The sequence below is a fragment of the Demequina sp. genome (assembly GCA_024707205.1).
In the GTDB taxonomy this organism is placed as follows: domain Bacteria; phylum Actinomycetota; class Actinomycetes; order Actinomycetales; family Demequinaceae; genus Demequina.
The window spans coordinates 2,443,136-2,463,720 of sequence record JANQAD010000001.1; the positions used below are offsets into that span (position 1 = coordinate 2,443,136).

Consider the following 20,585-nt stretch of genomic DNA (forward strand, 5'->3'; position numbering starts at 1 on the left):
TTGTCTGGCAGAGGGGTGTAGGACTTAAGCGCGCAGGGCGACCGTTCGCGCGGTGATAGGGGCGGGAAGCTCGGTGCCTCCGGTGAGGTACTCGTCGATCGCGGCTGCAGCAGCCCTGCCTTCGGCGATCGCCCACACGACGAGCGACTGGCCGCGGCCGGCGTCGCCCGCGACGAACACGCCGTCCTGGGGGGTAGCGAAGCGCGCGTCGCGAGAGAACGCCTGGCGCTCGTTCACGACCACGCCCAGCTGCTGCGAGATGAGATCGGCCTCCGGACCGGTGAAGCCCATCGACAGCAGCACGAGGTCAGCGGGAATCTCCCGTTCCGTGCCCGGCGCGGGGCCGCGCATGCCATTCGGCATGACCTCCGTGGTCGCAACGCGCAGCGCGGTCACGTGGTGGTCCTCGTTGCCGACGAACTCGACGGTCGAGGCGAGGAACTGGCGCTCGCCGCCCTCCTCGTGTGAACTCGACACCTCGAACAGGAGCGGATGCGTGGGCCAAGGCTGGTTCTTCGAGTCACGCTCGAGCGGTGGCTGAACGCCGATCGCGAGGGTCGTGACGGACAGCGCACCCTGTCGCAGCGCGGTGCCGAGGCAGTCGGAACCGGTGTCTCCACCGCCGATGATGATGACGTGCTTGCCCTCGGCGCTGATCTGGTTGGGCACCGGGGTGCCCTCCGCCTCGTGGTTGCCCTGGGTGAGGTAAGGCATCGCGAAGTGGATGCCCTTCATGTAGCGCCCGGGGATCGGAAGGTCGCGCGGCACCGAGGCGCCGGTGGCGACGAGCACGGCGTCGTACCTCGCGCGCAGGTGATCCCACGGGATGTCGCGACCGATGTCCACTCCCGTGCGGAAGACCGTGCCCTCCTGCTCCATCTGCCGCACGCGGCGGTCGATGTGGTGCTTCTCCATCTTGAAGGCGGGCACGCCGTAGCGAAGGAGGCCACCGACCTTGTCGGAGCGCTCGTACACGGCAACGGTGTGCCCGGCGCGCGTGAGCTGCTGCGCGGCCGCGAGGCCCGCGGGCCCCGATCCCACGACGGCGATGGTCTTTCCCGTGTGGCGCTGAGCGATCTTGGGAGTTACCAGGCCCTTCTCGAACGCCTTGTCAATGATCGACACCTCGACGTTCTTGATCGTGACGGCAGGCTGGTTGATGCCGAGCACGCACGCGGTCTCACACGGCGCGGGGCAGATGCGGCCCGTGAACTCCGGGAAGTTGTTCGTGGCGTGGAGGCGGTCGATAGCGTCGCCCCACTGGTCGCGCCACGTGAGGTCGTTCCACTCGGGGATGAGGTTGCCGAGCGGGCAGCCTTGGTGACAGAAGGGGACGCCACAGTCCATGCAGCGACCAGCCTGGCGCTTGAGGACCGTCTCGTCCTTCGACAGGTGGTCCTTGACGTCGTGCCAGTCCATGAGCCGCACCGGCACGGGGCGGCTCGCGGGCAGCTCGCGCTCGCGAGTGGTGAGGAATCCGCGGGGATCAGCCACCGGTCACCTCCAGGAACTCGGCCCAGGCACCTGGGGCGGTCAGGTCGCCACCCGTCTCCTCGAGGTCGACGAGGGCGTCGCGAACGCGCGCGTACTGCGCTGGCAGCACTCGCGTGAATCGGGCCGACGCTGCCGGCCAGTCCGCGAGCAGGTCACGTGCCGTTGGGGAGCCGGTTTCGGCGAAGTGCTTCTCGATGAGCGTGCGCACGATCGTCTGGTCTTCGGCGTCGAGCGCGCCGAGTGTGAGCTCGCCGGCCGCGATCGCTTCGGCGTTGACGCGGGACGCGCGAAGGTCAAGCACATAGGCGGTGCCACCGGACATGCCCGCGCCGAGGTTGCGGCCCGTGCGGCCCAGAATCACCGCCGTGCCGCCCGTCATGTACTCGAGGGCGTGGTCCCCAACGCCTTCGACCACCGCGGTGGCGCCCGAGTTGCGCACGCAGAACCGCTCGCCCACCTGTCCGCGCATGAAGAGTTCGCCGCTCGTGGCGCCGTAGGCGATGACGTTGCCCGCGATCACGTCCTGGGAGTCGTCGAGCATCGCGGCGCGGTCGGGGCGAACGATCACGCGACCGCCGCTGAGGCCCTTGCCCGCATAGTCGTTGACGTCGCCGAAGATTCGCAGCGTGACGCCCTTGGGCAGGAACGCGCCGAAGGACTGTCCCGCGGTGCCGGTCAGGTTCACGCTGATGGTGTCGTCGGGCAGCCCGACGCCCTGGTAGCGGCGCGTGACCTCATAGCCGAGCATGGTGCCCACCGTGCGGTTGACGTTGCGCACGGTGGTCTCGATGACGACGGGCTCGCCGGTCTCGAGCGCAACCTGCGCTTGCCTGATGAGCTCGTTGTCGAGAGCGGCATCGAGGCCGTGGTCCTGCTGCGTCGAGTTCTTGAGCGCCGAGCCCGCAGCCGGCACCGCGAGCACGGGCGCCAGGTCCAGGCCCTGCGCCTTCCAGTGCTGCACGGCCTTGCGGGTGCGGAGCACCTCGACGTGGCCGACGGCCTCCTCGATCGAGTGGAAGCCCAGCTGCGCGAGCAGCTCACGCACCTGCTGCGCGATGAACAGGAAGAAGGTCTCGACGAACTCGGGCTTGCCGCTGAAGCGCGCGCGCAGCTCGGGGTTCTGGGTGGCCACGCCGACCGGGCACGTGTCGAGGTGACACACGCGCATCATCACGCAACCGCTCACGACGAGCGGGGCGGTGGCGAAGCCGAACTCCTCGGCGCCGAGCAGGGCCGCGATGACGACGTCGCGACCCGTCTTCAGCTGGCCGTCGACCTGCACCACCACGCGGTCACGCAGCCCGTTGGCGACGAGCGTCTGCTGGGTGTCGGCCAGGCCGATCTCCCATGGCGCGCCCGCGTGCTTGAGCGAGTTGAGGGGCGAGGCGCCCGTGCCGCCGTCGTGGCCGGAGATGAGCACGACGTCGGACTTGCACTTGGCGACGCCCGCGGCAATGGTGCCGATCCCGACCTCGCTGACGAGCTTGGTGTGGATGCGCGCCTCTGGGTTCGCGTTCTTGAGATCGTGGATGAGTTGCTTGAGGTCCTCGATCGAATAGATGTCGTGGTGCGGCGGAGGCGAGATCAGGCCGACGCCAGGCGTGGAATGGCGCGTGGCCGCTACCCACGGATACACCTTGGTGCCCGGCAGCTGGCCGCCCTCGCCCGGCTTGGCGCCCTGCGCGAGCTTGATCTGCAGGTCCTCCGCGTTGACGAGGTATTCGCTCGTGACGCCGAACCGGCCGGACGCGACCTGCTTGATCGCGCTGCGGCGCTCGGGGTCGTGCAGGCGCTCCGGGGACTCGCCACCCTCACCGGTGTTGGACTTCCCGCCAAGGCGGTTCATCGCGATCGCGAGGGTCTCGTGGGCCTCTTGAGAGATGGAGCCGTAGGACATCGCCCCAGTGGAGAAGCGCTTGACGATGTCGCGGATGTGCTCCACATCCTCGATCGGGATGGGTCGGCGTTCGGAGTTGAACTCGAGCAGCCCGCGAAGCGTCATCAGGGTGCGCGACTGGTCGTCGATGAGGTCCGTGTACTCCTTGAACACCTCAAACTGCCTGGTGCGCGTCGCGTGCTGGAGCTTGAACACCGTCTCCGGGTTGAACAGGTGCACTTCGCCGTCGCGTCGCCACTGATACTCGCCACCGGTCGCGAGGCGCTGGTGCGGGGGCCGCTCTCCGCTCAGCGGATAGGCGTCCCGGTGCCGCCTGGCCACCTCTTCGGCGATGACGTCGAGGCCGATCCCGTCGATCTGGCTTGGCGTGCCGGCGAAGTGCTTGTCCACCATGGCGCGGCTCAGGCCGATCGCCTCGAACACCTGGGCTCCGCGATACGACGCGATCGTGGAGATGCCCATCTTCGACATCACCTTGAGCATGCCCTTGCCGAGCGCCTTGATGAGGTTCTTCACTGCCTTCTGCGCGGTGATGTCACCCAGGTACCCGGTCTTGGCGAGCTCCTCCACCGTCTCCATGGCGAGGTAAGGGTTCACGGCGGCGGCGCCGTAGCCGATGAGCAGCGAGATGTGGTGCACCTCGCGCACGTCTCCGGCCTCAACTACGAGCGACACCTTGGTGCGCGAGTGGTTCCGCACAAGGTGGTGGTGCACGGAGCTCAGCAGGAGCAGCGACGGGATGGGCGCGTGCTCCTGGTCGGAGTCGCGGTCGGAGAGCACGAGGAAGCTCACGCCCTCGTCGATCGCGTCGTCCACCTCGCGGAAGATCTCGGTGAGCCGACGCTCAAGGCCGGCGCCGCCCTCGTGGACGCGATAGCGGCCCTTGATGGTGCGCGCGGAGAAGATCCCCTTGAGACGCGGGTCGGCGTCGACGTGGATGATCTTGGCGAGCTCGTCGTTGTCGATCACCGGGAAGTCGAGCACGAGCTTGCGCGCGTGGGTGGGGTCGGATTCGAGCAGGTTCGGCTCGGGCCCGATCGCGCCGGAGATCGACGTCACGAGCTCCTCGCGGATCGCGTCGAGCGGCGGGTTCGTCACCTGCGCGAACATCTGCGCGAAGTAGTCGAAGAGCAGCCTCGGGCGCCCGGACAGCACGGCGACGGGCGTGTCAGAGCCCATCGCGCCGAGCGGCTCGGTTCCGGTCTTGGCCATCGGCGCGAGGAGAACCTTGAGCTCCTCCTCGGTGTATCCAAAGGTGCGCTGACGGCGGTTCACGGAGTGCATCGAGTGCACGATGTGCTCACGCTCGGGAAGCTCGGCGAGGCGAACCGTGTACTCGGACACCCACTGCCCGTAAGGCTGTTCCGAGGCCAAGCGGGTCTTGATCTCCTCGTCCTCGATGATGCGGCCGGCCGCCGTGTCGACGAGCAGCATGCGGCCGGGCTGCAGTCGGCCCTTGCGCACCACGGTGGCGGGGTCGATGTCGAGCACCCCGGCCTCGGAGCTGAGCACCACGAGGCCGTCCGCGGTCACCCAGAAGCGACCGGGACGAAGCCCGTTGCGGTCAAGCACGGAGCCGATCACGGTGCCGTCGGTGAACGTCAGCGACGCCGGACCGTCCCATGGCTCCATGAGCGAGCCGTGGTACTCGTAGAACGCCTTGCGCGCGGGGTCCATCTCGTCGTTCTTCTGCCACGCCTCAGGGATCATCATGAGGATCGCGTGCGGAAGCGAGCGTCCACCGAGATGGAGCAGCTCAAGCACCTCGTCGAACGACGCGGTGTCAGAGGCCGAAGGGGTGCACACCGGCATGAGCTCGGCGAGGTTGCCGAGCAGCTCCGAACGGAGCGTGCCCTCGCGGGCCTCCATCCAGTTCCGGTTGCCGCGGACCGTGTTGATCTCGCCGTTGTGGGCGATGAGGCGCAGCGGCTGCGCGAGTGGCCACGACGGGAAGGTGTTGGTCGAGAAGCGCGAGTGGACCAGAGCGAGCTCCGAGGCGAAGCGCTCGTCCTGAAGGTCGAGGAAGACCTGCTCGAGCTGGTAGGTCGTGAGCATGCCCTTGTAGCTGATCGTCCTCGCCGACAGCGAGGCGAAGAACGGGCCGCCCGCGTTCTCCGAGCGCTTCCGCACCCGGTACACGCGGCGATCGAGGTCGATCCCGGCAGCGCCGCCCGCGGCCACGAATACCTGGCGGAACACGGGCATCGCGGCGCGCGCGGAGGGACCGAGCGATTCGGGGTCGACCGGAACGTCACGCCAACCGAGGACACTCACTCCCTCGGAGGCAGCAGCGGACTCGAACCCGGCCACCTGCTCGTCCGCACGGCTCGGCTCCAGGAACGCGATGCCGACCGCATAGGTGCCCACAGGGGCAGGTCGAAGTCCACGACGGCGCGCAGGAAAGCGTCGGGAATCTGGGTGAGGATTCCGGCGCCGTCGCCGGTCTCCGTCTCTGCGCCAACAGCGCCGCGGTGCTCGAGATTCTTGAGTGCAGTGAGTCCGGCCTCGACGATGTCGCGCCCCGCGGACCCGCGCAAGGTGGCAACGAACGCCACGCCGCACGAGTCATGCTCGTACGCGGGGTCGTACAGCCCACCTGCATGCAGGTGATCGCGAAGCTCCGCGGCCATTACACCGTCCTTCTTCGCCGCGGGCGTGCGCCAACGGCTCCTTGAGGTTTCGGGGCGCCGTCGACCCGTCGTTCACACGGGTACACAGCGTACCGCGTAGGGGTGGCGGACAAGAATCTCCGCTGGTTCCACGCGAACGTCGGTGAACTTACCCGTCGTCGCCGGCCCCTGCGGGGGCATCGGCGCTGGGCTCGGCGGGATCACCGCCTGCGTCTGCTGAAGAGGGATCGCCTCCATTGGCAGGGACCGCCGCGAGTTCGTTGCGCGGCACGTGCACGGACAGCCGCCGCTGCCGTGTCCCCAGCCAGAAGAACACAATAGTCGACGCAACGAGCGCGACGATAGACACAAACACGTTGAGGCGAATTCCCCAGAAGTAGTGAGCGTCATCGATGCGCACCATCTCGATCCAGAGGCGACCGGACGTGTACACCACCACGTAGAGCCAGAACACGCGCCCGCCGCGCAGATCGAAGCGCCTGTCGAGGTAGACGATGAGCGCGGCCCCAGCGAGGTTCCAGATGAGCTCGTACAGGAACGTGGGGTGGAACGTGTGATACGCGCCGAAGCCCTCAGGACGGAAGGCCGGGTCGACGTACAGTCCCCACGGGAGGTGCGTGGGACGCCCGAACAGCTCCTGGTTGAAGTAGTTCCCGAGCCGGCCAATCGCCTGGGCCACGAGCACGGCGGGCGCTGCGGCGTCCATGAAGGTCACGAAGCTCACGCCTTGGCGGCGGCAGCCAATGTAGGCACCGAGAGCGCCAAGCGCTACCGCGCCCCAGATCCCGAGCCCGCCGTTCCAGATCTTGAACGCGTCGAGCGGCCTGCCGCCCGCACCGAAGTACTGGTCTGGCGACGTGATGAGGTGATAGATCCGCCCGCCGATGATGCCGAACGGCACGGCCCAGAACGCAACCGAGCCCACAACCTCCTTCTGACCGCCCCGCTCAACCCAGCGTCGGGTGGTGTACCAGATGGCGAAGAAGATGCCCGCGAGGATGCACAGCGCGTACATGTGGATGGTCAGGGGACCAAAAGTGAAGGTGCTCCAGCCCGACGGCGGGGCCGGGATATACGTGTGGGTCACCGTGCGCTCCTCACGCCTTGGGCGAGCTCCGCGACCTTGGCCCGGAGGGCGTCCAGGGCCGCGGCCTCATCGGGGTTGTCGAGAAGGGTGCGAACAAGCGCGGAGCCGACGATGACGCCGTCGGCATAGGCGCCAACTTGCGACGCGTGCTCCCCTGTGGTCACGCCGATCCCCACGCACACGTGCGAGGCACCTGCCGCGCGCGAGTCGCGCACGAGGCGCTCGGCCGCCGTGCCGATCGTGGCCCGCTCCCCCGTCACGCCCATGACCGCCGTGGCGTAGAGGAAGCCGGTGGTGGCGGCGACCGTGAAGTGAATGCGCTCCTGCGTGGAGCTTGGGGCAACCAGGAACGTGGTCTCGATCCCGTGCCGCCGCGCGGCGGCAAGCCACTCGTCGGCGTTGTCGGGGGTGAGATCGGGCAGGATCACGCCCGCCCCGCCTGCTGCCGCCAGGTCGGCGGCGAAGCGCTCGAGACCGTATTGCAGCAGCGGGTTGAAGTAGGACATCACCACGGCGGGTGCTCCCGCATCGACGGCCGCGCGCACGCCGGCGAAGACGTCCCGAACGCGCACTCCTCGCTGCAGCGCGGCCTCGGCCGCCTCCTGGACCGTGGGACCGTCCATGCTCGGATCTGAGTACGGCAGGCCAACCTCGACGCCGTCGACTCCCGCCTCGACCATCGCCGCGATCGCTCTGCAAGAGCCGTCGAGGCTCGGGTATCCCACGGGGAGATATCCGATGAGCGCCGCGCGCCCCTCCGCCTTGGCGGCGTCGATCGCCGCAATCATGCTCTTCACGCGTCCGCCTCCAGCAGCCCGAACCACCGTGCGGCCTGCTCCACGTCCTTGTCCCCGCGCCCGGAGAGGCTCACGAGGATCGTCGCGTCCTCCCCCAGCTCGCGACACAGCTTGATCGCCCCGGCGAGTGCGTGCGCGGACTCGATAGCAGGCAGGATGCCCTCGGTGCGGCTCAGCAGCGCGAACGCGTCCATGGCCTCCGCGTCCGTGACGGGCCAGTACTCCGCGCGGCCGATCGCCGCGAGCCATGAGTGCTCGGGGCCCACGCCGGGGTAGTCGAGGCCGGCGCTGATCGAGTGCGACTCGGTGATCTGGCCGTCCTCGTCCTGGAGGATGAACGAGCGCGAGCCGTGCAGCACCCCTGGGCGCCCGCCGGTGATGGTCGCCGCGTGTCGGCCCGTCTCCACGCCGTCGCCCGCGGCCTCGCAGCCGATCAGCCGCACGGGGTCATCGAGAAAGGCGTCAAAGATTCCAATCGCGTTGGAGCCGCCGCCCACACACGCAACCACAGCGTCGGGCAGTCCGCCCAAGGCGAGCAGCTGGGAGCGGGCCTCGGCGCCGATGACGCGCTGAAAGTCGCGAACCATGGCGGGGAACGGGTGCGGGCCCGCCGCCGTGCCGAAGATGTAGTTGGTGCTGTCGACGTTCGCGACCCAATCGCGGAACGCCTCGTTGATCGCGTCCTTGAGCGTGCGTGAGCCGGAGGTGACGGGAATGACCTCGGCGCCGAGGAGGCGCATGCGGGCCACGTTGAGCGCCTGGCGCTTGGTGTCCTCCTCGCCCATATAGATCACGCACTCGAGATCCATGAGGGCGGCCGCGGTGGCGGTGGCGACGCCGTGCTGCCCGGCTCCCGTCTCCGCGATCACCCGCGACTTCCCGATCCGCTTGGTCAGCAGCGCCTGGCCCAGCACGTTGTTGATCTTGTGCGATCCGGTGTGATTCAAGTCCTCACGCTTGAGGATGACGCGTGCTCCGCCGGCAGCGCGGGCGAAGCGCGGCACCTCGGTGACGATCGACGGCCGCCCGGTGTAATCGCGGGCGAGGCGATCGAGCTCCGCCTGGAAGCCGGGGTCTAGGCGCGCCTTGTCGTAGGCGTCTGTGAGCTCGTCGAGGGCCGCGACCAGCGCCTCAGGAACGAATCGCCCGCCGAAGTCGCCGAAGAACGGCCCAGGGGCCGCTTGGAGCGAACCCGTCACGGGCGTACCGAGCGCAGCGCGGGGTGGGCGCCCGCCGCGACCATCTCGGCAACGGCTTGGCGCGGATTGTCGTCCTTGACGAGCGCCTCGCCAACGAGCACCGCATCCGCGCCCATGCGCGCGTACTCGACCACGTCGTGGCTGTCGCGGATGCCGGACTCGGCCACGCGCAGGATGCCGTCGGGGATCGTGGGGGCCACCCGCGCGAACGTGTGCCGGTCAACCTCGAGGGTCTTGAGGTTGCGGGCGTTGACGCCGATGATGCGCGCGCCGGCGTCGGCCGCCCTCAGGGTCTCTTCGGTGTCGTGAACCTCCACGAGTGCGCACATGCCAAGGGAATGAACGCGCTCGACGAGGCTCTCGAGGGCCATCTGCTTGAGGGCCGCGACGATGAGCAGCACCATGTCTGCACCGTGGGCGCGAGCCTCCCACACCTGATACGGCGTGACGATGAAGTCCTTGCGCAGGATCGGGATGTCGACCTTCGCACGCACCGCATCGAGGTCGTCGAGGGACCCGTCGAAGCGACGCTCCTCGGTGAGCACGGAGATGACCGACGCTCCCCCAGCCTCGTACTCGGTTGCCAGTGACGCGGGGTCGCTGATCTCGGCGAGCTCGCCCTTCGACGGGCTCGCGCGCTTGACCTCGGCGATGACCGCGACCTCGTCACGAGCGAGGATCTGGCGGGCGTCGATTGCGCTGGGGAGCCTCGAGGCGCGCTCCTTGAGCGCATCCATCGACGTCAGCTGCTCGCGACGAACTAGATCCTCGCGAACTCCCGCGACGATGCTGTCGAGCACACTGGTCCCCGCCTCTCCCATGGCCCTATGGTAGCGCCGCGCGGAGGGGCCTCAGACCGCGGGGCGACCACGGCGTCGGGCCCGCTACGGGGCGAGGTACGAGGCGAGGGGACCTACGTTGCGCAGGACCCAGAAAGCGAGCACAAGGCCGGCAAGTGCCCAGTAGACGGCGGGATGTAGCCGTGGCGGCTGCCAGTTCCGTCCCGCGGCGTTGCCGGCCCACCAGGTCAGCGCGACAAGCGTGACGGGAATGACGAGCAGGATCGCGAGAGCGTTGAGCGAGATTGCGCCGACGATGTCGCCGTGGAGCAGTTGATGGACGGCTCGAAGGCCGCCGCAGCCAGGGCAGTAGATTCCCGTGGTCGCGTACAGGAGGCAGGCGGGGAACGCGCCGGATTCGAAAGGATTGCGGACGTACGTGTAGAGAGTCGCCGCACCGAGCGCGACCGCCGTCGTAACCGGACCCGCTAGGCGAGTGCGGAGCGGAGCGGCGGTCGCGCTCGTGGTCACATCAGCCGCCGAGCGAGGAGAAGGCGCCGGAGGTGAAGTTGTAGATCAGACCGAGGGTGCCGAGCACCGAGCCGATGATGCCGAGGATGAAGCCGACGTTTCCAAGATTGCCGTTGGTGGCGAGGCCCGCGGCCGCGGCCTTCTTGGAGTTGTTGCCCAGGATGATCGCCGGGATTCCGGCGAGGATGCCGCAGCACAGGATCGAGACGATGCCAAGAACGAGGGCCCAAACGCCCAGGTTGTTCTTGCTCGTGTTTCCCTGTGGCCCGTAAGCACCGGGCGGCGGCGGAGGAACCGGCGGAACCGCGGGCGGCGGCGGAGGCGGCGGAGGCGTCACTTCAGACATAGGTATTTCCCCTTCGTGAGTCGGCGCCCGGGACGGCGCCGTGGGGTTACCTTAGCGGCTGGCCGTGACCGAGCGCGCGAAGAACGGCGCCCGCGATGAGGGAAACCACCGCGAGCGCGACCCCGATCCACGTCACGATGTCGCGCTCGAGCATCATGCCAACGCCAATCACGATCGCCGCGATGACGAGGCCGGAGTTCAGCACCCAGGCCGCAACGGTCATGCCGTGGTTTGCCGCGGCCGGGTCCGGAAGGTCCTGCGGCTCGAGTTGGACGCTTGACATGGGGGCTCCTTGTACGAAAATCGGTGACTGCCTGCGGAGATTCTAGCGTGGCGAGACGCGCTCGAGACGGGAGGCGACGCGCACGGCTCGAACCATCGCGGCGGCCTTGTCGCGGGTTTCCTGCGCCTCGCGCTCGGGCACGGAGTCTGCGACGATCCCCGCCCCCGACTGTATGTGCGCGACTCCTTCCCGGATGAGTGCGGTGCGGATGGTGATCGCGAAGTCCATGTTGCCCGCGAAGTCGAAGTACCCCGCAGCGCCGCCGTAGAACGCGCGCCTGACTGGCTCGATCTCGTCGATGAGCGCGATCGCGCGGGCCTTGGGGGCCCCGGAGAGGGTTCCCGCCGGGAACGTCGCGGTGAACGCGTCAACGGCGGTGTGCTGCGGCTCGATCCGACCCACCACCGTGGAGCAGATGTGCATGATGTGGCTGTAGCGGTTCACCGCCATGAACTCGGTGACCTCCACCGAGGTGGGCTCGCACACCTTCACGAGGTCGTTGCGCGCGAGATCGACGAGCATGATGTGCTCGGCGATCTCCTTCGGGTCCTCGATGAGCTCCGCGGCGAGCGCCTTGTCCTCCTCCGGCGTCGCCCCGCGGGGCCGTGAGCCGGCAATGGGATACGTGCGCATCTGCCCCGCCTGCAGCGCTACGAGAGACTCCGGGCTCGCCCCCACGATCGCGAACTCGCGGCCCTCCCGATCCTCGATCTGGAAGTAGTACATGTACGGGCTCGGGTTGATGGTGCGCGCCACCCTGTACACGTCCAGCGGATCGCCGTCGAACGGCACGTCGAAGCGCTGAGAGGGCACCATCTGGAACACCTCGCCGTCGCGAATGGCGCCCTTCGCGAAGTGCACGGCCTCCTCGAACTCCCCCTCGGCACTGCGCGGGTGAATGGGCGCCTCTGCACCCTCGGCGAGCACAGAGACGTCCCCGGCGTCGGCGGCTGCGAGCGCGCCCTCCATGGCGTCGACACGCCGGACGGCGTCGTCGTAGGCCGCATCGATTCCCGTCTCCTGCGCGTCCGCGTTCACCGCGTTCGCTATGAGCCACACGCTGCCGTCGTGATGGTCGATCGCCGCAACGTCGGTCGCCAGGGCGAGCACAGCGTCGGGCACATCGATGTCCTTCGGCGCCTTCTTGGGCAGCGTGGGCTCCCACTGGCGGATGATGTCCCACCCGATGACGCCGACCATGCCGCCCGTAAGCGGCGGGAGGCCCTCAATAGGCTCCGACTGGAGCTCGGCGAGCACGCGGCGAATCGCGTCGAGCGGAGCGCCGTCGCTGAGGCCAACGGGGACCTCACCCGCCCAGTTGGCGTCGTCTCCATCGATGGTGAGCGTGGCGCGCGAGTGGACCCCAACGAACGACCAGCGCGAGCGAGAGCCATCGGGCTCCGCAGACTCAAGAATGAACGTCCCCGGCCTGCCGCCTGCGAGCGCTCGGTACACGGCGACGGGGGTCAGCGAGTCCGCGAGCACGCGGCGGACCACAGGGACCATCCGCCGGTTGGCGCCGAGAGCCACGAACTCATCTCTCGAGGGCCAGGTCTCGCCCCACTCCACCTTCACCGCGCTCACGCAGGCACCCCGGAAACGGCACCAAGGTCTCCCCCGGCGTCGAAGCACGAGCGGGCGCCGGTGTGGCACGCGGGCCCCGCCTGGTCCACCTTGATGAGCAGCGCGTCACCGTCGCAGTCGAGGCTCACCGACACGACTCGCTGGACGTTGCCCGACGTGTCGCCCTTGCGCCACAGTTCCTGGCGCGAACGGCTCCAGTAGACGGCCCTGCCGGTGGTGAGGGTCTGCGCGAGGGCGTCGTCGTTCATCCACGCGACCATCAGCACCTCGCCCGTGTCATGCTGCTGCGCCACGGCGACGACGAGGCCGTCTGGGGTGCGCTTGAGCCTTGCTGCGATGTCGTTGGCGAGCATGGCGCTTATCTTTCCACGTGCGCGCGGGCGCCCGTCACGCCCTACGGATGCGGCGTGCCCAGAGCTACGGCCGCCTGCTGCCCGAGCACGGCGAATCCAAGTGAGGCGCCCAGTCGCTGCGAGGGCTCGTTGCCCAGGCGAGAGCGCCACTGGGGCACGAGGCCTGCGTCGTGCGCCTCGGAGACAGCGACGGCGGACACCAACCGCGCGAAGCCCCGACCGCGCAAAGCAGGATGGGACACCACGCCGACCTGCGCGACGCCCTCGCCCCACCGTTCGTAGCCCGCAATCGCGGCCACCTGTCCCGAGTCCGTGATCGCGGCCCACCGGTCGGGCATGTCTTCGAGGCCGCCCTCATGCCACTCGGCGTCGGACACCGCGTCGCGGAGCTCCTCGACCGCCGCACCGTCGGCGGCTTGGATGCCGTCGCGCGGGGCGCCACCGAAGCCACCGTCACGGAAGGCGATGCTCGCGGTCCCGATGGGCTCCGGATCGCACCTCACGAGGCGCTCCATGAGCCTCGTCGTGGACAGCAGCTCGTCCGCGGGGAGGCCCGCGATGGCAGACAGGGCGGGGAAGGGCGCGACCACCACGGTCGCGGCGCGAATCCTCACCGCGACGAGCGCCGGCAGGTCCTCGCGCTGGACGGCGTGAATCCCCGCGGTGCGCATCGTTGCAGGAGGCACGCCAACCTGCTCGGCCCACGCCGCTACAACGCGAGACCACGCGCCAGGCGACAGGACACCTTCGTCCTCCGAGTGAGCCACGCTCCCCATGGTGCCAGCAGGGATGCGGTTACTGCGGGAACCTCGCCCGATTTGTCTCAGTCGCGCGTCTGCGACACCCAGGCCGCGTACAGCTCCGAATAGATGCCGCCGGCATCCACGAGCTCCTTGTGGTTGCCCACCTCGACGAGTTCGCCCTGCTCCATCACGCCGATGAGATCCGCTCGCTCCGCGGTCGACAGCCGGTGCGCAATGACGACGGACGTGCGGCCCTGCATGAGCCCCTCGAGCGCGCGCGAGATGCGCACCTCGGTGGCGGGGTCAACTGCACTCGTCGCCTCGTCGAGGACCAACAGGTCGGGATCGCGAAGGTAGGCGCGCGCGATCGACACGAGCTGCCTCTCCCCCGCGCTGAGCAGCTCGCCGCGCGGTCCCACGTGCGTGTCGAGACCGTCGGGGAGCGTCGCGAGCCACGACTCGAGACCCAAAGACTCAAATGCCGCAAAGGCGCGGCGCGAGAGGTCGTCGTCGGCAGCGTCGGGCAGGGCGTACGCAAGGTTGGTGCGGATGGTGCCGTCGAAGAGGAAGCCCTCCTGCGGCACCACGGCGACCGACCGCCGCAACGACGACATCGGCACGTCTCGCAGGTCTACACCGCCCACGCTGATCACGCCCTCGTTCGGGTCGATGAACCGCGACATGAGGCGCGCAAGGGTGGTCTTGCCGGAACCCGTCTGCCCCACGAGGGCGATGCGCTTGCCCGACGGCACGGTCAGGTCGATCCCCTTGAGGACTTCGGGGCCGCCTGGGTAGGTAAGCCGCACACCCTCGATCTTGAGCTCGCCGTGGCCGTGCGGGATGGGGGTGCCGTCCTCGCCCGGATCGGCGATCGTGACCTTGGCGTCGACGAGCTCGAGTACGCGCCGCCAGCCGACCATCGCCCGCTGCAGTTCCGCGAGCATCTCGATGATCCAGTTGAGCGGGCCGGAGAACGTGTATACGAGGAACGGGAACGCGACGACGGTACCCACGGTCATGTCGCCGTTGAGGGCGAGCGCGGTGCCGCCGATGAGCGCGAGGCCCGTCGCGATCGACTGGGCGAGGACGCCGGACGAGCTGTTCGCGGCCGAGAGCATTGATGCGCGGCGCTCCGCCTTGAGGATCTGATCGATCTGCTCCCCGAGCCGCGCCCGCATGCGCTGCTGCACGCCGTAGGAGCGGATGGTGGCGATGCCGACCAGCTGCTCCGAGGTCGCGGCGAGCAGGTCGGCCATCATGATGCGGACCCGCTGGTAGGCGCGCCGCACGCGGGGCTGCACCCACAGGAGGGAGGCCACCGCAGGGATGAACGCGAGAAGCACCAGCAGCGCGAGCTTCCACGAGTAGAAGCACATGACGACGAAGACGATGCCCGATTCGAGGGCGGCGATCAGCATCGCTGCCCCCGTCCACTGCATGAGGTCGCGCATGGTGTCGACGTCGCCCGTGACGCGGGAGACATAGCGCCCGCGGGCCTCTTCGTTCTGCGTCAGCACAGACAGTTCGTGCACCTTGGAGAACGCGTCGACGCGGAGGGTCGCGAGACCGGCCTCCGCAGCCCCGACCATGCGAGTGCGCACTCGCCACGCCACGACGGCAGAGATCAGCAGCACCACGACGCCCGCGAGTGCGTACTTCACGACGACGGTCGTGTCCACGCCCCCAGGGGCGAGGAGTCCCTTGTCAGTGATGCGCTGCGTGAGGAACGGCACCGCTGCCTGACCGGCCGCGGCGACGGCGGCGAGGGTGAGCGTGACGCCGAGACCCTTGCGGAACTCCGGGCTGACCTCGAAGCCGCGGCGGAAGGTCTCTTTGAGGCGGGGCTGGTCGCTCATCCGATGTACCCCGCTTCCTCTTCTGCCTGACGCTTGGTGTCTTCCTCGTAGGCGAGCACGAGCTCGCGGTAGCCGGGGTCGCGAGCGAGCAGGTCGGCGTGCGGTCCCGCGTCGATGACGCGGCCCTTGTCCACGTGGACCACATGGTCGGCGAGCAGGATCGAGGCGAGGCGGTAGGCGATGATCAGCACCGTTGGCCCGTTGCCGTCCTTGCTGAGTCCCGTGAGGATCTCGCGCTCCACGCGCGGGTCCACGGCGCTCGTCGCGTCGTCGAGAACGAGGATGCGCGGGGCGCGAACAAGGGCGCGCGCGAGCGCGAGCCGCTGCCTCTGCCCACCAGAGAGGTTCATGCCGCGCTCGTGGAGTTCGGCGTCGAGCCCACCGATCTGCTCCACGACGTCCGTGACGTTCGCGCGGCGAAGCGACTCCCAGATCTCCTCGTCCGCGAAGTCCTCGCCGAGTGTCACGTTGTCGCGCACGGTCCCCGCGAACACGAAGGCCGTCTGGGGCGCGAGCGCCACGTGGGACCCGAGCTCAGCGATCGTAGACAGGTCGATGTCGTCGAGCGTGATGTTGCCGCTCACCGGTCGAGCGAGCCGCGAGGCGGCGAGCGCGACCGTGGACTTGCCCGATCCCGTGGCGCCCACGAGTGCCGTGACGGTTCCGGGCTCAAGGTGCAGCGAGACATCACGGAGGATGACCGCGAGGTTCCCCTCGCCGTCGTCGGCTCCGATGTCGGCGCCATCGAAGCTCATGGTTCCCGCGCCATCGCGCTCCACGGCGACGTAGCCGGGCTCGTCTACCTCTGTCGCGGCCTGCGCGATCTCGCCGACGCGGCGGAAGGCGACGAGGGCGGACGGCATCTGCCCCAGCACCCAGCCGAGGCCGCGGATCGGCACCGACAGCAAAGTCACGAGGTAGATCGCGGAGACGACGTCGCCGATCGTGACCGCCCCCGCCGCGGCGCGGTACGCGCCGACGATCATGAGCGCCACCGAGCCAAGCGGCACGACGACGTCCATCATCGGCTCGAACCAGGCGGAGGTGCGGCCCGTGCGCGTGTCCGCGTCCCTGAGCCCCTTCGCCACAACGGCGAAGCGCGCGTTCTCCTTCTCCTCCGCGCCGAGCGCCTTGACGACGGTGCCGCCCTCGAAGCTCTCGTGCGCGATCGTCGAGACCTCGGAGCGCAGCGACTGCCCCAAGTCCCAGCGAGGCGTGATCACGCGCTCATAGGCGTAGTTGATGACAAGGATGACCGGGATGACGGCCAGCGCGGTGACCGCAAGCCACACGTCCATGGAGAACAGCGCCCAACCGGCGGCGAACATCATCACCACGGACCCCGCGGCGAACGCGAACGGATGCAGCGTGTTGGTGGCGGTCTCCGAGTCGGACGACATCGCGGACAGCATGCGACCCGGCTGGTTCGCCCTGTGCCACCCGAGGGGAAGAGACGCGAGGGCGTCGGCAACCACACGGCGGTGACGGGCGCCAACGCCCGCTACGGCATTGCCCTGGAACGCGCGCCGCAGGTACACGAGGATCGCGTTAAGGATGCCGATGAGCAGGAAGACGCTGCCGGCCATGATGATCGCGGTCATCGGGTCCTGCGTGTACTCGCCCCACACGCCCTGAATCGGCTCGCCGCCTACCCCAGGGATCACCACCTCGTCGGTGATGGTTCCCAAGAGGCGGCCGAACACGACCGTGGACAGCGAGAAGATCCCGGCGAAGCTGATGGACAGCGTGAAGCGCAACTTCTCCGTGCGCAGGGCGTGCATCAGCAGTTGCCCGGCCTTGTTCATGAAGCTGCCGGAGAGCTCGTAGTCGGCAGCCGTGGTCCGTGTGCTCATCGAACGTCGATTCCCGCGGCGCGCATGTGCTCCTTGACCTCGCCGATGGTCAGCGTGCCGAAGTGGAAGACGCTCGCGGCGAGCACTGCGTCCGCGCCGGCCTGGGCGGCCGCGACGAAGTCCTCCACGCGCCCGGCGCCGCCGGACGCGATGAGCGGCACCTTCACCACGTCGCGCACCTCCTTGATCATCGTCACATCAAAGCCGCCGGTGGTCCCGTCGGCATCCATCGAGTTGAGCAGGATCTCTCCCGCCCCAAGCTCCTCGCCCCGGCGTGCCCACTCGATCGCATCGATCCCCGTGCCGCGGCGCCCGCCATGAGTGGTGACCTCATACCCACTGGCCGTGTGCACCCCGTCCCCACAGCGTCGGGCATCTACGGACAGAACCAGCACCTGGCTGCCGAAGCGGCGGGAGATCTCGGCGATGAGCTCCGGGCGCGCGATGGCCGCGGTGTTCACGCTCACTTTATCCGCGCCGGCGCGCAGCAGCGTGTCGACGTCGTCCGCCGAGCGCACGCCACCGCCCACCGTAAGCGGCACAAAGACCTGGTCGGCCGTGCGGCGCACCACATCGACCATCGTCTCGCGGCCCGACGCCGAGGCTGAGACATCGAGGAACGTCACCTCATCTGCGCCTTCGGTTCCGTACCGCGCGGCAAGTTCGACGGGGTCGCCGGCATCGCGCAGGTTCGCAAAGTTGACGCCCTTGACCACTCGGCCGGCGTCAACATCAAGACAGGGAATGACCCTCACTGCAACGCCCATCACTCGACCGGCGTCCATACGTCGAGGATGTCTACGACGAACACGAGCGTGCCCTCTTCGGGGTAGCCGAACTGCGGCGGCGCGACAACGAGCACCTGCGATCCGGTGGTCTGGTCGAGAAGCGCCTCATCGAGAGCCGGAATCAGCTGCCCAGTGCCGAGCTGCGTGGAGAACGGCGCCGTGTCCTCCGGCCACGAGGACGAGTACTCCGTCCCGTCCTTCCAGCGCACGGCCTTGTAGTTGACGAGGATGTAGGAGCCGTCCTTGACCTGAAGTCCGTTGCCCTGAATGAGCGTCTCCGACTGAACGGTCGTCGGCTCCTTCAGGTCATCAGGGATGGTGATCGTCGGCTCACCCGTGTCCTTGTCGACGGTCACGGTTGGCAGGTCCGTTCGGGGCTCGATCTCGGTGCCGACCGCCCGATCCGACAGCACGTCGACGACGAGCGCGACCGTTGGCTCCGGTGCGGGAGCGGCGCTCGAGCCTCCCGGAGTCAGCGTGCCCTCCTTGGTGGCGGGCGCGACCACGAGAACGCGCATGCCGACGTTGCCGTCGATCAGCAGGTCGTAGAGGTTGTCGCCGAGAACCTCGCGCGCGAGGACGTAGGAGCGCGGGAGCCCATCGAACGTGTTGACGATCTCCGAGCCGTCGGAGAGCGAGACGCCGTACACGTCGAGCAGCAGCGGCTGGTTGTCGACGAGAGGCGCCCCATCGCCCTCGAACACGACCTTGCCTTGGGGCTCGGTGAACGTCTTGCCTTCGGGAAGCGTGATCGTGGGCGCGAGTCCGTCCGAGACGCCGATCGAGATCTCGTCGATGTCCGCCGAGGTGTCGCTTGCGGTCGCGTCTGGGCTCACCTTGGAGCAGGCCGTCAGGGTGAGCAACGCCAAGGCGACGGCCGCGAGGGCACGAGCGCGCATGAGCGTCCCTTCCAGGGGGTTGGTGGAGGAGCGTCCAGTATACGGAAATCAGGCTATGGCCAACGACTCGATGAGCTCGTCGACGCGCCCGTCCGCGCTGCGGAACGGGTCCTTGAGGAGCACGGTTCGCGACTCCTCACCCGTGACTTTGAGATGCACCCAGTCCACGGTGTAATCACGACCGGCACTGCTCGCCGCCTGCACGAACGCGCCGCGCAAATGAGCCCTGGTCGAGGTCGGCGCCGTGGTGGTCGCACGCTCAATGCGCGAGTCGTCGATCACGCGCTTGACGAGTCCCTGCGACTGAAGGCGGTAGAACAGGCCGTGCTCCGGGGAGACGTCGTGGAACGCGAGCTCGAGGCGGGCGAGGCGCGGGTCGTCGAGACGGCAGCCGAGTCGCTCCTGGTACCGATTGAGGATCTTGAGCTTGATCGCCCAGTCGAGCTCAGTGTCGATGAGCGAGAAGTCCTGGTTCCGCACGGCGTCGATCCCCGTTGCCACAGATCCAGGACCCGCTCGACCTCGTCGGTGACCGCGATGATGCCGCCGAGGTGTCCGCGCACCAAGTCCAGGTACGCCTGCTGGACCTCGACCGCGGTCAAGTGCCCCCCGTCGGCCAACTCAACGGTGGCCTTGCCGCCCAGGTCGTGCGCCACATCGCGGATCGCCTGCATCTCGCGCGCCAGGGCCAGTCCCGGCATCCTCACGCGCGCCTCCATGAGCCGCAGAATCAGGTCCGTTGAGCCCATCTTCAGCAGCGTCGTCGGCTCCGCCATCGTGGAGTCGCCGACGATGACGTGCATGCGGCGGTACAGCTCGGCATTGGCGTGCGGCTCGTCTCGCGTGTTGATCATGGGGCGAGACCGCGTTGTCGCTGAGCTCATGCCCTCCCACATGTGGTCCGCGCGCGGCGAGAAACTGAAGTGCGCGCCCTGCGGGGTGCGCGTGACGCAACCGGCGCCCGTCACAATCTGGCGCGTCACCAGGAACGGGAGCAGCTCGCTCGCGAATGCCTTGAAGTCGGCGCGGCGGCGCACCAGGTAGTTCTCGTGGCAGCCGTAGGAGTTCCCGGCGGAGTCCGTGTTGTTCTTGTAGAGGTGGATGGTGCCCTCAACGCCCACGGCGCGCAGCCGCTCCTCGCCGCCGGCGACGAGTCTCTGCACGATGCGTTCCCCCGCCTTGTCCAGCGCGATCAGGTCCGTCAGGTTGTCCGCCTCCGCGGTGGCGTACTCGGGGTGCGCGCCCACGTCGATGTACAGCCGCGAGCCGTTCGTGAGGAACACGTTGGAGGACCGCCCCCATTGCACCACGGAGTGAAAGAGGTGGCCCGCGACCTCCTCGGGCGTGATGGGTCGCGTGGTGGCGGTGTCGAGGTGGAGCCCGAACTCGGTCTCGAGCCCAAAGATGCGGCGGGCGGGGTCAACCTCAAGCGGCGGCGGGACGTCTGGGCTAATCATGTGGGCTGC

15 protein-coding genes and 2 pseudogenes are annotated in these 20,585 nt (G+C 68.5%); all 17 read right to left on the reverse strand.

The window, feature by feature from the left end; translation table 11 throughout:
- Positions 1 to 24: 24 nt before the first annotated feature.
- Complete coding sequence (locus tag NVV57_12495; protein ID MCR6713441.1) at positions 25 to 1,494, reverse strand: glutamate synthase subunit beta; 1,470 nt, start codon at positions 1,492 to 1,494, stop codon at positions 25 to 27.
- A pseudogene (gene gltB / locus NVV57_12500) lies at positions 1,487 to 6,021 on the reverse strand (glutamate synthase large subunit). Before gltB ends, NVV57_12495 begins: the two are co-directional and overlap by 8 nt.
- A 148-nt stretch (positions 6,022 to 6,169) precedes the next feature.
- Positions 6,170 to 7,108 (reverse strand): prolipoprotein diacylglyceryl transferase, encoded by a 939-nt coding sequence (gene lgt, locus NVV57_12505; protein MCR6713442.1) that lies wholly within the window; start codon positions 7,106 to 7,108, stop codon positions 6,170 to 6,172.
- A complete protein-coding gene (trpA, locus tag NVV57_12510) occupies positions 7,105 to 7,896 on the reverse strand; it encodes a tryptophan synthase subunit alpha (GenBank protein ID MCR6713443.1) in 792 nt (263 codons plus the stop codon). The genes lgt and trpA overlap by 4 nt, the downstream gene beginning before the upstream one ends.
- Positions 7,897 to 7,901: 5 nt before the next feature.
- The gene (gene trpB, locus NVV57_12515; protein MCR6713444.1) at positions 7,902 to 9,104 is read right to left on the reverse strand and encodes a tryptophan synthase subunit beta; all 1,203 of its coding nucleotides are present in this window, start codon (positions 9,102 to 9,104) and stop codon (positions 7,902 to 7,904) included.
- The gene (trpC, locus tag NVV57_12520) at positions 9,101 to 9,925 is read right to left on the reverse strand and encodes an indole-3-glycerol phosphate synthase TrpC (GenBank protein ID MCR6713445.1); all 825 of its coding nucleotides are present in this window, start codon (positions 9,923 to 9,925) and stop codon (positions 9,101 to 9,103) included. Before trpC ends, trpB begins: the two co-directional genes overlap by 4 nt.
- Before the next feature lie 63 nt (positions 9,926 to 9,988).
- Positions 9,989 to 10,414, reverse strand: a complete 426-nt coding sequence (locus NVV57_12525) for a DUF2752 domain-containing protein (protein ID MCR6713446.1) — start codon at positions 10,412 to 10,414, stop codon at positions 9,989 to 9,991.
- 1 nt (position 10,415) lies between these two features.
- The gene (locus NVV57_12530) at positions 10,416 to 10,760 is read right to left on the reverse strand and encodes a hypothetical protein (protein MCR6713447.1); all 345 of its coding nucleotides are present in this window, start codon (positions 10,758 to 10,760) and stop codon (positions 10,416 to 10,418) included.
- Between the two features lie 46 nt (positions 10,761 to 10,806).
- Entirely contained in the window at positions 10,807 to 11,043 is a 237-nt protein-coding gene (locus tag NVV57_12535) for a hypothetical protein (GenBank protein ID MCR6713448.1), read from the reverse strand.
- A gap of 42 nt (positions 11,044 to 11,085) precedes the next feature.
- The gene (locus tag NVV57_12540) at positions 11,086 to 12,627 is read right to left on the reverse strand and encodes an anthranilate synthase component I (protein ID MCR6713449.1); all 1,542 of its coding nucleotides are present in this window, start codon (positions 12,625 to 12,627) and stop codon (positions 11,086 to 11,088) included.
- Positions 12,624 to 12,980: a phosphoribosyl-AMP cyclohydrolase gene (gene hisI, locus NVV57_12545; protein ID MCR6713450.1), complete on the reverse strand. Its 357-nt coding sequence runs from the start codon at positions 12,978 to 12,980 to the stop codon at positions 12,624 to 12,626. Before hisI ends, NVV57_12540 begins: the two co-directional genes overlap by 4 nt.
- A 41-nt stretch (positions 12,981 to 13,021) precedes the next feature.
- On the reverse strand, positions 13,022 to 13,747 hold the full coding sequence (locus NVV57_12550; protein MCR6713451.1) for a GNAT family N-acetyltransferase: 726 nt from the start codon (positions 13,745 to 13,747) through the stop codon (positions 13,022 to 13,024).
- 56 nt (positions 13,748 to 13,803) lie between these two features.
- Positions 13,804 to 15,579, reverse strand: a complete 1,776-nt coding sequence (locus NVV57_12555; protein MCR6713452.1) for an ABC transporter ATP-binding protein/permease — start codon at positions 15,577 to 15,579, stop codon at positions 13,804 to 13,806.
- Positions 15,576 to 17,432, reverse strand: coding sequence for an ABC transporter ATP-binding protein/permease (locus NVV57_12560; GenBank protein ID MCR6713453.1), 1,857 nt, complete (start codon positions 17,430 to 17,432; stop codon positions 15,576 to 15,578). Before NVV57_12560 ends, NVV57_12555 begins: the two co-directional genes overlap by 4 nt.
- Positions 17,429 to 18,199 (reverse strand): imidazole glycerol phosphate synthase subunit HisF, encoded by a 771-nt coding sequence (gene hisF / locus NVV57_12565; GenBank protein MCR6713454.1) that lies wholly within the window; start codon positions 18,197 to 18,199, stop codon positions 17,429 to 17,431. Before hisF ends, NVV57_12560 begins: the two co-directional genes overlap by 4 nt.
- Positions 18,199 to 19,119, reverse strand: a complete 921-nt coding sequence (locus NVV57_12570) for an FKBP-type peptidyl-prolyl cis-trans isomerase (GenBank protein ID MCR6713455.1) — start codon at positions 19,117 to 19,119, stop codon at positions 18,199 to 18,201. Before NVV57_12570 ends, hisF begins: the two co-directional genes overlap by 1 nt.
- 48 nt (positions 19,120 to 19,167) lie before the next feature.
- Positions 19,168 to 20,576: pseudogene (gene pafA / locus NVV57_12575) on the reverse strand (Pup--protein ligase).
- Between the last annotated feature and the right edge of the window lie 9 nt (positions 20,577 to 20,585).